This is a genomic window from Hymenobacter saemangeumensis (genome assembly GCF_039541835.1).
GTDB lineage: Bacteria > Bacteroidota > Bacteroidia > Cytophagales > Hymenobacteraceae > Hymenobacter > Hymenobacter saemangeumensis.
In genome coordinates this window covers 1-13570 of record NZ_BAABGZ010000074.1, presented here as the reverse complement: position 1 = coordinate 13570, position 13570 = coordinate 1, and the positions used below count along the sequence as shown (strand labels likewise).

11 protein-coding genes are annotated in these 13570 nt (G+C 59.6%); 3 read left to right on the top strand and 8 right to left on the bottom strand.

Annotation, left to right across the window (positions count from 1 at the left end):
* Window positions 1-96: 96 nt before the first annotated feature.
* Window positions 97-951 (bottom strand): hypothetical protein, encoded by an 855-nt coding sequence (locus ABD919_RS18170; RefSeq protein WP_345237474.1) that lies wholly within the window; start codon window positions 949-951, stop codon window positions 97-99.
* Window positions 952-1247: 296 nt separating this feature from the next.
* On the opposite strand from ABD919_RS18170, the gene ABD919_RS18165 reads away from it, so the two are divergent.
* A complete protein-coding gene (locus ABD919_RS18165) occupies window positions 1248-2192 on the top strand; it encodes a fasciclin domain-containing protein (RefSeq protein WP_345237473.1) in 945 nt (314 codons plus the stop codon).
* An 81-nt stretch (window positions 2193-2273) separates the two neighbouring features.
* On the top strand, window positions 2274-3833 hold the full coding sequence (locus ABD919_RS18160) for an alpha/beta hydrolase family protein (RefSeq protein WP_345237472.1): 1560 nt from the start codon (window positions 2274-2276) through the stop codon (window positions 3831-3833).
* A 100-nt stretch (window positions 3834-3933) separates the two neighbouring features.
* Here ABD919_RS18160 and ABD919_RS18155 read toward each other — a convergent pair whose 3' ends face one another.
* The 7 genes from ABD919_RS18155 to ABD919_RS18125 all read right to left on the bottom strand — a co-directional run bounded on the left by ABD919_RS18155 (window position 3934) and on the right by ABD919_RS18125 (window position 12501).
* The gene (locus ABD919_RS18155; RefSeq protein WP_345237471.1) at window positions 3934-5769 is read right to left on the bottom strand and encodes a M2 family metallopeptidase; all 1836 of its coding nucleotides are present in this window, start codon (window positions 5767-5769) and stop codon (window positions 3934-3936) included.
* A 90-nt stretch (window positions 5770-5859) separates the two neighbouring features.
* Entirely contained in the window at window positions 5860-6801 is a 942-nt protein-coding gene (locus ABD919_RS18150; RefSeq protein ID WP_345237470.1) for a zinc-dependent peptidase, read from the bottom strand.
* A 35-nt stretch (window positions 6802-6836) separates the two neighbouring features.
* Window positions 6837-8144, bottom strand: coding sequence for a hypothetical protein (locus tag ABD919_RS18145; RefSeq protein ID WP_345237469.1), 1308 nt, complete (start codon window positions 8142-8144; stop codon window positions 6837-6839).
* Window positions 8145-8165: 21 nt separating this feature from the next.
* Window positions 8166-8525, bottom strand: coding sequence for a low molecular weight protein tyrosine phosphatase family protein (locus tag ABD919_RS18140; protein ID WP_345237468.1), 360 nt, complete (start codon window positions 8523-8525; stop codon window positions 8166-8168).
* Window positions 8526-8534: 9 nt separating this feature from the next.
* Window positions 8535-9839: a M24 family metallopeptidase gene (locus tag ABD919_RS18135; protein WP_345237467.1), complete on the bottom strand. Its 1305-nt coding sequence runs from the start codon at window positions 9837-9839 to the stop codon at window positions 8535-8537.
* 95 nt (window positions 9840-9934) lie between these two features.
* On the bottom strand, window positions 9935-11362 hold the full coding sequence (locus ABD919_RS18130; protein ID WP_345237466.1) for a DEAD/DEAH box helicase: 1428 nt from the start codon (window positions 11360-11362) through the stop codon (window positions 9935-9937).
* 197 nt (window positions 11363-11559) lie between these two features.
* A complete protein-coding gene (locus ABD919_RS18125; RefSeq protein ID WP_345237465.1) occupies window positions 11560-12501 on the bottom strand; it encodes a YihY/virulence factor BrkB family protein in 942 nt (313 codons plus the stop codon).
* 87 nt (window positions 12502-12588) lie between these two features.
* Between ABD919_RS18125 and ABD919_RS18120 the strand changes: the two genes are divergently transcribed.
* On the top strand, window positions 12589-13119 hold the full coding sequence (locus tag ABD919_RS18120; protein WP_345237464.1) for a DUF2062 domain-containing protein: 531 nt from the start codon (window positions 12589-12591) through the stop codon (window positions 13117-13119).
* The last annotated feature ends 451 nt before the right edge of the window (window positions 13120-13570 follow it).

Here is a 13570-nt window from a genome sequence, read left to right as displayed (position 1 = left end):
CTGGTTTTGCCCGACGCTCTTTGCCGTTAAGGTCCTTTCCTTTGTAATGAATACCGGCTGGGGGCCCTGCTGGCGCAGAATGTGACCCTCTGCGGGCTACAGATTATAGGAGATGCCGGCCGAGAAGCCAGTGGACTGCCCCAGGTTGCGGCCCGCAACGTAGGTGTTGGCCCCCAGCACCACGCCCACTCCCTTGGCGATGGGTCGGAAAATGCTCACCCCCACCCGCACGTAATCGACCTTGGTGGCGGTGAAGAGGCCATCGAAGCCCGGCTGCAGAATATCGGTGCCGCCATCCGACTTCTGGAAGGAGGCGTAGGCTTCTACATACGTTTTAGGACCGGCATAGCCTACTTTGGCTTCCCCCACAAACGCATTGGGTACGGGGTTTTCGCGCAGGCTGTAGCCCGCCTGTCCCGTGAGAAATACCCCCGAGGCCGTCTTCAGATGGGCTACGCCCGCAGCGGTGTATTTGGTGGCCCGGTTGCCAATGGCAATAATGTACTCCAGGCCCTGGCTGGTTTCGTAGTTGCTGATGGGCGTGCTTACGCCGGCTACGCCCAGTACATCCAAAATGCTGCTACCCAGCTCCCGGGAATACAGCTTGTACTTGAGTATGCCGCTGAAATCCTGGAAGCCCTGACGGGAGTTGGTGTAGTTCGGGCTGGTAAATATGCGCGGGTCGGCCTTGCCCTCCGAACGGATGTAAGGCACGCTCAGAATAACGTCGAGCTTGTCGGTGATGCCGTAGGTGCCGTACAGGTTAAGCGAGCTGACGCGCACCTCCTCGAAGATGGGAACGCCATTTACTTTTTCCGGCACCAGAAAGACATTCTTGTACTGCTCCGTAGTGCCGGAAATTACCACCGAGCCCTGGCCCTTGCCAGCCATAAAACCGCTGACGAGGCTTTGGGCGCGGGTAGGGGAGGCAGCAAGAGAAAAGGCAAGCACTAGTGCAGAAATGGTAACGTACGATTTTTTCATGAAGGTCAAAGCTTGACGTGTGCAGTTCCTGGGGGGAGAGTTGAGAGGTTTCGAAGTGCGGCGAAAACAAAGTATCGTGCAAAGTGTTCAGAAGCGACTTCGGCCCACTTACGGCGACGGATTAGAAAGTGGATTTGCAGAACAGCAATCCACTCACCTTTTTTTTTCGTTGGTCGTTTTGCTCCCGGGCGCCATATCTGAATCACTTTCACCCGCCATTAACTAATATGAAGTACTTTTCCTTTAAAAGGATAGCGCCTGTAATGTTGAGCCTGCTGCTGCTGAGCAGCTGCCACAAGGATGAAGGCGTAGACCCTAGCATCGCTGGCATTGCGGTAGCTAACTCCGACTTTCAGGTATTGGAAGATGCCGCAGTGCGGGGTGGTGTAGTAGATATTCTATCCAATAAAAATCCAAATCCGGCTTCGGGCGGGAACTACACGGTATTTGCCCCCAACAACGCGGCCTTTGCGCGGTTGGGTTTGAACAATGCTACTGACCTGACCTCGTTGCAGATTCCTTTTCTGCGCAACACGCTATTTTATCACGTCACGGGGGGCATCATGGCCAGTAGTGCCCTCACACCGGGCAGCACGACGCCATCGGCGCTGGGGCCGGTGCGTCGCATCATCCGCCGGGCCGATGGCAGCCTGTACGTGAACGGCTCAAAAATCATAGCTACCGACATCAAGGCATCCAATGGGACCGTACACGCCATCGATAAGGTGCTGCTGGCAACTGGTGGTAACATCGTTGAGTCGGCCATTGCGCTGCAAACTGCCCAGGTTTTTGTAAAGTCGGAGCTGACGTTTCTGGTAGAAGCCGTGGTATATGCCAACCTGGCCGGTACCCTCTCCGGCCCGGGGCCATTTACCGTATTTGCGCCCACCGACCAGGCTTTTAAAGACCTGGGCGTTCAGCTGGGGGTGCCCATGAACCAACCCCGCGACATTCGCCAGCTTCCCATGAGCCTGGTGCGCGACGTGCTGCTGAACCACACCTTGAGCGGGGCCAGCTTCAGCAGCGAGCTGCCCGAGAGCAGCCGCCTCCCCAATGCCCTGGGGGCAAACCTCAGCACCGGAGCCTTTATAAACGGAACCATGACGGTGAAAGGAAACGGCAACGCTGTGCCGGCCAACATGGTCATTCCGGATGTGCAATGCACAAATGGGGTGGTGCATGTCATCGACCGGGTTCTTTTGCCGTAACTTTGCAGCCCCATTTTGGGGTTGTCTTAGTGGCCACTGTCCTCTACCCGGCACTAGTGGCGATGTATTGTTGAACTTGCGATGAAGAATATTTCCCCGCTGCTGACGTGCTGGGTACTCATTTTAGCGTTGCTGCCAAAGCTGGCCGCCGCACAGACTCCTGCTGCCCCTAGCCTGGCGGGCATCTGGAAAGGGCCCCTGCCGGTGCCTGGCGGCTCACAGCCCGTGCAGATTGGGATTCAGGAAACAGGGGGGCGCACCATAGCCGAGCTCACCCTGGCCCTGAAGAAAGGCACCCATTACCCCATGACCATGACGCGCCGCGGTGATACCGTGGTGTTTTATGCGCCTACTGCCGACTGCCGCTTCATCAGTCGCCTGTCGGCCGATGGCAAAGAGCTGCGTGGGCAATGGATTCAAACCGGCTTCAAGGCCCCACTGGTGCTGAGCAAACAGGTAGCAGAGCCGGTAGCAAAGCCGGCAGCAGCGGCCCCGGCGCCGGCCCCAACGGCAGCTCCGCTCATTGTTAGCACCTTTCGTACGGAGACAGTCACCGTTAACAGCGTAGCCGATAAGGTGAAGCTGGCTGGCACCCTCACCATGCCGGATGGTAACGGCCCGTTCCCGGCCGTGGTGCTGCTGTCGGATATTGGCGAGCAGGACCGTGACGCCACCTGGGGCGACTATAAGCTTTTTGGCGGGCTGGCTACTTACCTTTCCCGCTACGGCATTGCCGTGCTACGCCTCGACGACCGCGGCGTAGGCAAGTCAATGGGCAGCAGCAAAACGGCTACTACGGCCGACTTGGTGCGTGATGCCCAGGCCGCCCTGACTTACATGCGCACGCTGCCTAAGGTAGACCCGGCCCGCCTGGGTGTTATCGGGCACGGCGAGGGAGGCAACGTTGCCCTGCTCACTGCTGCCCGGGTGCCTTCGCCCAGCTTTGCGGTGACACTGGCAGCCGGCGGCGTGCTGGGGCAGGAGCTGCTGGCCCGTCAGCCCGAACCCTTTAACCAGGTCGACACGGCCCGGCTGGGCACCGAGCGGCGCGCCGCTCAGGCTGAGCTGACCAAGCAGGTTGCCAAGCTGCGGGCCGGTGGGTCCAATGCTGCTCAAATCGACACCTATGTGGCCCAGCAGCGCCTCAAGCAGAAAGCCGATGAGCGTAAGCAGATAGAGGCCACTATCAAATTCCGGCGCGCCATGCTGGAAATTGTGAAGCAGACGCCCAACGACGACCAGGCCCAGGCCATCTTGTTTAACATGCTGCGCCAGCGCTATCCCAACGAAGACCCGGGCGAGCTACGGAACCGAGCGCTGGACCTGACGACGCCCTGGAACCGCTACTTCCTGACGTTCGACCCCAAGGACGAGCTGGGCAAGATTCAGTGCCCGGTGCTGGTGCTGCAAGGCCTGGAAGACAACTTAGTTGACCCCACGGAAAACCTGGCGGTGCTGGAAAAAGGCCTTAAAGGCAATAAGAAGGTTGTGGTACGCCGCCTCCCCGGCATAAACCACCTGTTCCAGGCCCCGGAGGCCTCCCTGCTGGCCGGTTCCGACGGGCAAAAGCCAGCTGCCATCATTGCGCCGACGGTGCTGGAAAGCATTCGCGACTGGGTACTGCAGCAGACCGGAAGCTAAGCTCCGTAGCTGCCGGTGCCTCTGGCAGTGCCAAACGAAGAAGCCCGGCCCCGGGAAGCAAAGCTGCTTCCCGGGGCCGGGCTTCTTCGTTGCCGGTGCGTTACATCGTGTACTTGCGGCCTTTGTTCTGGGCTTGCAAATAAGCCATCAGCGGCTGGAAGTAGTCAATCATGGCGCGGGCGGAAAGGTCTTCTCCGGTTTTCTCTTTCAGCACCACGCGCCAGTCGCGGCTGGAGCCGGGCGCCATGATGTCGCGCAGGAAGCTGCCCACTGCCTTGCTGCCGTAGTAATTGGTAGCATGCGGGTCCTGCTTGAGGATGTTGCGGGCAATGTGGTCGTGGAGCTGGAACAGGATGACGTAGCTCAGGGCGTAGTCGTAGTACTGGGCCGGGTCGTCGTTGATGTGGGTTTTGGTGGCTGGGTCCAGGTAGTTCTCGCCGCGGCTGGTGGGCGGAACCATGCCCTGGTACTGCTTGCACAGCTCCCACCAGCGGGCGTTGAGCTGGTCGGCGGGCAGCTTTTCGGCATAAAAGCTGTTTTCCCATTCGCTCATCACCCCCGAGGCGAAGGGAATAAACACCACATAGCTCAACGCCTCCTTCAGCAGGGCCTGGGTCTGGTCGGTTTGGGTGTTGGGGTCGATGAGGCCTAAGCCGGCCAGGAAGGGCTTTTGCTTGGCGGCCAGGCCCATCATGGTGCCAATGGCTTCGTGGTAGGCGCGGTTGGCTCCCTGCCGGAGTAAGGGCGGCACCTCCGGGGTGGAGTAGCTGCTGTAGTAGTAGATGTGGCCCAGCTCGTGGTGGGTGGTTTCGTACCACTCGGTGTTGGCCTCCACGCTCATCAGGCTGCGCAGGTCGTTGTTCAAGTCCATGTGCCAGGCCGAGGCATGGTTGTTTTTCTTATACTGCGCGTCTTTGGGCAGCGGGTAGAGGCTGCTTTTCTCGTAGAATGAGGCCGGTAGGGCGGGAAAGCCCAGGCTCTGATAGAAGCGTTCGGCCTGCTTCACCTGCCACTCCGGGCCCTTCTTGGCCAGTACGGCGTCGAGGTTTAAGCCCTTCACTTCCACCAGGCTGCCCCAGTCCTGGCCCCAGCGGTTGGGCAGCCAGTGGGCCGGCAGGTAGTCGGGCACCTGCTTTACCCCATACTTTTTGGCCAGCTCGTAGCGGGCGTAGGTGTGCAGCTCGCGGTACAGCGGACGCAGCTCGGTGTTGATTTTGCGCACCAGGGCCATCATCTCGTCGCGGCTCAGCCCGTAGTCGCTGGCCTGGTAGGTGAAGTAGTCGGGGTAGCCCAGGGCCTGCACGGTCTGGTTGCGCAGGTCGCGCAGGTTGAGCAAGCCGGTTTTGAGCGTGGGGCCAATGGCCTTGCTGGCTTCCCACACGGCCAGGCGCTTCTGCGGATTTGTTTCCTTGCGCAGCAGCTCGTCGAGGTCGTTGGTAGTAACCGACTTGCCGGCGTACCTGTAGTCGAAGCCGTAGAGCTTCTCCGTTTGGGCTGCCTCGGCCTTGATGCGGCGCTTCACCACGTCGGCTACGGTCTGCGGGTTGTTGGCTGCGTTATAAAGGGCCGTTTCCAGCTGCTTTACCTGAAGGGGCGTGAGCTGGTCCCTGTGCTCGAGCAGCTCCTTAAGCTGTTTGATGTTCTCGGCGCTGCCAGTGAAGGCGGCGGTGCGCTCATTGGCCCGGGCAGTAGCCGCGGCGTTCGCCGTGTCGCCGGGCACTATGTGGGTGTTGGAGCGCCATTCCGCCTCGCTGGCGGCAGTGTACAGGCGTACGTATTCCTCGGAGTACGCCTTCAGAAACTGGTCGGCCCGGGTCTGGTACTCGTTGGGGGCAGTGGCCGCTTGTTCGGCGGTGGCCGCGGTGGTGGATGTGTTTTCGGACTGACAGGCTACCAGTGAGGCAGCAGCCAACAGTGTGAGCAGGTGCTTTTTCATAAGGTAAGAATACGGAAGCGCCCGGATTTGACAGCTAAGCCGGCCAGCGCCAAAGTTGAATCCCAGCCTTAACACCCCGAGCGGGTGCAGCTACGCGGCCTTGGCCACATTCAGGTGGCAGTCCTTGTACTTTTTGCCGCTGCCGCAGGGGCAAGGGTCGTTGCGGCCCAGCTTGTTGCGGCTGCGCAGCTGCTTCAGCCACTCGCGCGGGTCAACATCAAAGCGAAGAAAGCGCTTTTTGGGGTTTTGCCTAAAGGCGCGGCTGAGCAGCTCATACAGCTCGGGGTGGTTTTCCTGCAGCTTTTCGGGCTTTTCAAAGAAGTACTCCGTCACTACTGCAAAAAACTCGGCCTCGTTGGTGCCGCCGTAGCCGTTTATCTCCGACTTACCGGCCCGTATGGCCGCAATCTCACGCTGCATCACCTCGGCCCAGGGCTGCAGCAGCTCTGGTGGCAAGGCAGCTTTGGGCACCCCGTCGATAACACCATCGGCCTCGTCGAGCATGTGGGCAAACTCGTGCACCCCCACATTTTGCCGGTCCATGCCATCGCGGAAGCCTTGTTCCAGTGAGGCTTTGGACAGGCGCATGTAGTGCTGGTTCTGGAAGTTCTGCACCGAGCCCAGCAGGGTGCCCTGCAGAGGCTTTACTTCCTGGTTGGGGTTGTTTTTCAGCGTCCAGGCATCGGGCACAATCAGCACTTCGCCCAGGTTGTGGTACTCCCAGTCGCGGAATCCGAAGATGGGAATCAGGGCCGAGGCAGCTACCAGCAGGCGGGTGGTGTCGTCTACTTCGGTTTGAATGCCGGTAATGCGGGTATCGGCCAGAAAAACCTGCACCTGCTTTTCAAACCGTTCTTTCTCATTTTTAGTCAGCGAGAGGTAGAAGGCTACCCGCTCGGACAGAATCTGGCGCCAGGCCGCGGGAAACTCCAGGGCCAGAGCGGCTGCCCGGCGGCGCTTATCCGCCGTGGCGTAGCGGTAGAAGGCGTATATGATTGCGGCCAGTACCGCAGCAATAATCAGGTAAGACATGGGCCGGTCTAACGCGTAATTACGGCAGAAGTTGGCTACGGACGGGCCGGGCGCTTGGCGGCTTGGTCAGGGTTTCTACCCAGACGATAGTTCATGCCCAGCCGGAGGGTGTAGTAAGAGCCAATAAAGTGGCGGGAGATGTCCTCACCATGAGAACGGTACATCTGACCTTCGGCAAGCAGGGTGAGGCGGTGGCTCCGCCAGCCAAGGCCGAGGCTGGGTAGCAGCGTGCCGGTGAGAAAGCCGTACACGTCTTCTTGCTCCGGTATCCTGGTAGGTACCGGCGAGGTAATGCTGGGAGTCGAAACCCAGTTACTCTCATAAGTAAAGCTGAGCAGCCACTGCCGGTCGTGCGGCCGGGGTATAAAGTACCGGACCCCGATGCGGGCAGTAGTGAGCCAGGCATTGTAATCAAAAGAGACGGCAGAAAAAACTCCGGTTCCCGTAGTTAGGAGACGCAGCCCCTGACCGCTAAAGCGGCTCACACTTATTTCGCCGTACAAGGCAGCCGAGCGGCTGGGCTGAAACACTTCGGTATACAAGCCCGCGGTCGGACGGAGCGTGCAGTCGGTGCAGCCGGCTGTGGGTTGCGTTCCCGCCCAATTTCCGGGCAAGGAGTTAAAGCGCAGACCAGCGACCACGCCACCCTGCCACGCCACCCGCCGCTCGGGGCTGGATAACGCAACCCAGCTGGCACCGGCTTGCCGGACGGGGCTGCATCCTTCGTTATAGGCCTGCACCACGGCTGCCAGTCCTGGCGCCGTGAAGCCAGCCAGCTGCGCGGCCTGCTTGGCCGCGGGGCAGTCGAGAAAATACAGACTCAGCTGGTTGCGAAAGTTGTTACCATCCACCACTGCCCAGCTACCCTGCTTATTCTGACGGTAGTACAGCCTTTCGGCCAGCGCCAGGATGGGCTTATTGGGAATGCTTAGAAAGTAATGGGTAGATTTTGAGCTGACTACCCGGAGCAAAGAGCCGAGGCCTGCCACCAGTACCTCACTCAAAACCGAGTCGATGCGAACATCGGGGGCATAGCCGCGGGTGAGCATATTGGGCCGGGTTTCGGCCGCGTGGTCGATGGGCAGGGCCTCGTAGCGGAAGTAGCGACCATTGGCAAAGCTCACGGCCCGAAGCTGCCGCGGCTTGTAGAGCTCACTGGGGCTGCCGGATGTGCGACGAAACCGGATGGCTGTAGGCGCTTCTATCCAAAAGCCATTCTCTACTTCACCCCGCAAGGTGTCGCCGTTGCTGCGAACAAGCCACCCGGGCTCGTAGACCTGCGCCTGGGCCTGGGCGGTAATCAAAAGCAAATAAGTCAGCAGCCAGATTACCCGTGCAAGCATAAGAGTCGGTTAGTGAGCCGCCTAAAGTAAGGGCAGATAGGTTAGTAACCGCTCATTCAGCAGCGCAATCAGCCTGGGGTCCTGAAACGGGTACTTATCCGGGATGCGCAGGGCGATGAGGGGCTTGCCCTCCAGCTCAGCAGCGAACTTTTCGCGCAGGCGGTCGGCGTGGCGGCGCTCCATCACGAAAATGGCCTCGGCCCAGCCCAGGTGGCCTGCCGTGACGCGCACCCGGGCGCCGGGCTCAGTACCCGCGGAGCGGGCCTCGTAGTGGGCATGACCCTCAAAAAGGTATTCAGCCGTAAGGCTGCGCCATTTATTCTGGCTGCAGATGAATAGAATCCGGCGGTGGTCCTGCCTTATTGGAGTGGAAGTTGGCAAGGTTCGTATTTAGCGGGCCTGGTCGGGATGGCGGCTCAGGCGGTAGCCAAGACCCAAGCGCAGCGCATAGTTTGCGAAGAAAAAGGTCCCATCATTTTCTGGCGCTACGCTTTTATAGGCTTGGCCGTCGAGGCTTAGCGTGAAGCGTTGGCTGCGTAAGCCCAGGCCCAGGTGAGGAAGCAGGGAAGGCGCAGCGTATTTGTCCATTGAAACGTCGTCGGCGTACAGGGGGGGAGGACTAGTGGTGCCCGTGACCCTTGGGCTGAAAACGAAGTTGAGCTCGTAGCCCGCCGTAATAAACCACTGCCACTCCTGGGGGAGGGGGAAGAAGTAGCGCAGCCCAAGGCGGGCCGTGCCCAGCCAGGCCTGGTAGTCGACGCGGCTGAATAGATAGGTACTGTTCTGGCTATTATAGCCAGCAAACTCACGTACTTGGCTATTGAATTTGCTGCCGCTCAGCTCGCCGTATATTGCCAGATTACGCCCTGGCCTCAACAGCTCGGCGTAAAGGCCCGCGAAAGGGTGTACGCCACAATCGACGCAGGGGCCAGCAATGTTGGCGCTGGGGCTTTCGATGCGGTTGTAACGAAGGCCTGCCAGCAGGCCGCCCATAAAGGCCAGCTTGCGCCGGGGTATTAGGGCTTGCGGCTGCGCCAGGTAGCTGCGACCGGGCTGCCTGGTGGGGCCGCATTGCTGGTTATACGCTTGTACCAGTGTGACCAGGTCGCTGGTAGTGAACTCGGTTGTTTGGGCGGCATCGCGGGCAGCCGGGCAGTCGCCGAAGTAAAGGGTGAGCTGTGCACGGTAGTTGTTACCATCGGCAATTACCCAGGTGCCATTGGCTTCCGCCCGCAGGTACTTCCGTTCACTCAGCTCCAACACGGGCCGCCCGGCCTGCTGAATGAGGTAGTGCGTGGTGCCGGGCCGCACCACCCGAAACAGGGTAGCATGGCCTTCGAGTAGCACTTCGGCTAGGAGGGAGTCCGTTTGTACATCGGTCTTATTACCCCGCGGCAGCGACACCAGGTTGGTTTGGGCAGCATGGTCGATGGGCAGGGCCTCGTAGCGGAAGTAGCGTCCCCCGCGGAAGCCTACTGCCCGCAGCTGCCGCGGCCGGAACAGCTCGCTGGGGCTGGCCGCGTTGGGTCGGAAACGAATGAAGGTGGGCGGCTCCACCCAAAAGGCGTTTTCAACCTCGCCTTTTAGGGTGTCGCCGCTACTGCGCAGTACCCAGCCAGGCTCATAAGTTTGCGCCTGGACGGCAGGAGTGAATAGGCATGCAGCCAGTATCCAGCGGAGTAGACTGTTGGACATATGGGGTGGTATGAAAAAGTCAGATAGAGCTGCCTTGCTTTCGCTTCCGGTCCCAATTCGGTGCCCTCAACAGCAAGTCAGGGTAATCGGGGTTGTTATCGAATCAAGGCCACCTTTACCTTTTTGCCCTTCACCTTGGCGCCCTGCATCTTGTCGAGTACAGCTTCAGCCTGGGCTTCGGGCACGGCCACAAAGCTGTAGTGGTCGAATACCTCAATGCGGCCCACGGCTTCGCGCTCAAGGCCACCAATGCTGACGAAGGCACCCACCAGGTCGTGGGCACTGATTTTTTCGCGTTTACCGGCCGATATATGGAGGGTAATGGTGGTTGCGCGGGGCGCTTTGGGGGCCGCCGCCGGCAGCTTGGCCGGCCGCATAGCGGCCCATTGTACCGAGGCCGCGGCTGGCCAGGCCTGCAGCTTGCCTTGCTCGGGGGGCGTCACCAAAAGGTGGGCGGTGCCGGCTGCGCCGGCCCGGGCCGTGCGCCCGGCACGGTGCTGGAAAGTGTCCGCCTGTTCGGGGGCATCGTACTGAATAACCGTATCCAGCTCCGTCACATCAAGGCCTCGGGCTGCTACATCGGTGGCCACCATCACGGTAGCCGAGCCATTGCGCAGCTTCATCAGGCTCTTGTCGCGCTCGGGCTGCAGCATCTTGCCGTGCAGGGCTTCGGCCAGTACCCCACGCCCGCGCAGGAAGCGGGTCAATTCCTCTACCCGGTCGCGGGTATTGGCAAATACAAGGCAGCGCCCGGCAGCGGGCTGGGTTACAAGCTGGAACAGGGCAGCCGGCTTCTGGTCGGCGGCGCCTACCACATGGCCTTTCAGCGTGAGGCTGGCGGGCAGCGTGCTGGCATTGGCGCCGCCGGCATTCATCACGCGGGGACGGGTAAGGTTGGCGCGTACCAGGGCCAGCACCTTATCGGGCATGGTGGCCGAGAACAGCAAGGTCTGGCGGCGGCGCGGCAGCCGGCTGATGATGGTGGCAATTTCTTCCTGAAAGCCCAGTTCCAGCAGCTTGTCGGCCTCGTCCATCACCAGTACTTTCAGCTGGTTGGGAATGATGGTGCGCCGCTCCAGGTGGTCGAGCAGGCGGCCCGGGGTGGCCACCACCACGTGGGGAGCCTGCTGCATGCTTTTCACTTCTTCGCGCATGGCGTGGCCGCCGTAGTAAGCTGCCACGCGAAGGTTGGGCAGGTGCTTGCCTAACTGCTTAAGGGCGCCCTGCACCTGTAGTACCAGCTCACGAGCGGGTACCAGCACAATGGCCTGGGTGCCCTGCACGGTGGTGTCGAGCTGCTGCAGCACGGCGAGGCCATAGGCCGCGGTTTTGCCCGACCCGGTGGGAGCCTGGCCGGCTACGTCCTGCCCGTCGAGTACGGCAGGCAGCACCAGGGCCTGCACGGCGGTAGGCTCAGTAAAGCCCATCTCGGCCAGGCCGGCAAGCAGGGTAGGGGCGAGGGCAAAAGCGCCGAAAGCAGAGGCTTCGGGGGCGGCGGGCGTGGGGGTTTCTTCGGTATTCACGAAGTAAAGGTACGGCGGGCAAAGGCGGCCTGCCTACCGGTGTGCCCCGCAAAAGGATGCGTATACACTTTACCCTTTTGGCAGCACGATAAGACAAAGGAGTAAGCCCAGGTATTTATAAACCGGGTCGGTAGAATTAAACGTGCTGTGCTGGTAGGAATGGTACATCTTAGGTGACAGGGAGAAGCAGCACGTGGCTAGCCTTCCTCTTGCACATTCACCAGCTTGTAGCGCACCGCCTGGCGCTTGGGGCGTATGTCCAGACCAATACGGTGAGCGTAAGCCTTGGTAAAGGCCGCGCCGAAGTAGAATATCATTGCCGAATAAAATACAAACAGCAGCATGAGCACCAGGCTGGAGGCCGGGCCATACACCGGGCCAAGGTCACGGGCCACCAGCAGCTTCCCAAGAATAAGCTCACCTATGCTGATGAGTAGAGCCGTCAGTGCGGCCCCGCGCGTAACGGCCCGCCATGGAACTTTGGCCAGGCTGAGTGTGCGGAAGGTGATGCCAAACCACACGGCCAGAATCAGCCATCCAACCAACGCATTCAGCAAGCGCACCATGTAATAGACGAAGGTGGCATCGAAGTCACGAATCAGCTCAGCAAACAATCCCAGCGCGGCATCGGCGGCAAAAGCCAGTAAAGACAGAAAGGCCGTTGCCAGGATAATGCCTGCCGAGCGCAGCCGCTCGCGCAGAGCAATTGAAATCTGCCCCGAGCTGGGTCGTGGCCGTATCTGCCAAAGCTGGTTGAGCGAGTGTTGGATAATGGTAAACAAGGTAGTGGCCACGAACAGCAGAAATACAAAGCCCGCAGTCGTCACCAGCCGACTACGCGTGGGGTCGGCAACATTTTGGATAATCTGAGCTACTAGTCCACCGGCATTAGCCCCCAGCATGTTGCTGATTTTGTCAAGCAGCATCATGCGCACCAATGAGCTGGGATAGAGCGTACTCAGCAGCTGCATCAGAATAATAAGTATAGGCGGCAGGGCAAAAGACGTGAAGAAAGCTGTGGCTGCGCCTAACCGCAGCGGGTCATTTGCGCCCAGTTCACGGCCGGCACGGCGCAATAATATAAGCAGCTCACGCCACCAGGGGCCCGGCAGCTCGGCGGGCAGGGTTACTTTTGTCATTGGATACTACAAGCCGGGCAGCCCCTAAGCACAATGCTTTACGCAAACCCACCCCGGCGAAGATACGGGGCCCTGGCCCGCACCCTTATGTCGCAGCCTGTTGCCTCGCCCGCTCCTGATTCTACTCCGCTTCCCACGCCGCCACCCCAGGGAAGTTGGTTTCGACGCAAGCTCATACTGCCGCTGCTCGACGTACTAAAGCAGGGCCTCTCACCCGAACAGCTGGCACTCACCTTCGCGGTCGGCATTGTGGTTGGGCTGATACCCGTATTGGGGGCCATTACTACAGTAGCTGCCCTATTGGCTTTACGCCTGCGCTTAAATGTGGCCGCTATGCAGGTCATCAGCCATATGATGACACCCTTGCAGTTGTTACTCATTGTGCCACTACTGCGCTGGGGTGCTCGTCTCTTCGGGGCCACCGAGAAAAGCGAGCTCACCGTGCATAGTATCAAACAGCTCTTCGCCAACGACTGGCGGGCCGCCCTGCAGCTGCTCTGGCGGGCCGAACTGGGCGCTATCTCAATCTGGCTCCTGGCAGGGATGCCGCTTATCGCCATCCTTTTCTACGCCCTACGCCCCATGTTCCGGAAGATGGCAGCGAAGAAGCTGTCATAAGCTCCGGTGCGTAATTAAAGAAGCCGGGGCATGTAATTAGCTTCGCTAGCAATGAGATGTTACAAGGTCTACCGCATCTCATTAAAGCTAGCCTTATACCCCAACTCTTCTGGGTCTAAATAAAACTTGCTCGCGCATTATCACGCAAGTGACTAAACAAAGCTTTGCGCCAAGAGATAATTTGTGCATGCAATGTTAAAAACATCTGATGTTTGACAACGAGAGCAGAGAATCCTAAAAATAGTACCTCGTCTGTTTAAAGTGGAAATCAAGCATGGTATGGCTCTGCTTAATCACTGGCTTTATCATAACTATTACTTACATACAGCATAAGTTATAGCTTTCGGGTAATAGGGTAGGGGATAGCGCCCTAAAACGGGAGAGGCCCCCCTGTTGCTGGTGAAAGCATCAGGGGGGCCTGCTCAGGAGCAAAGGTTGGCGGCGACCGACT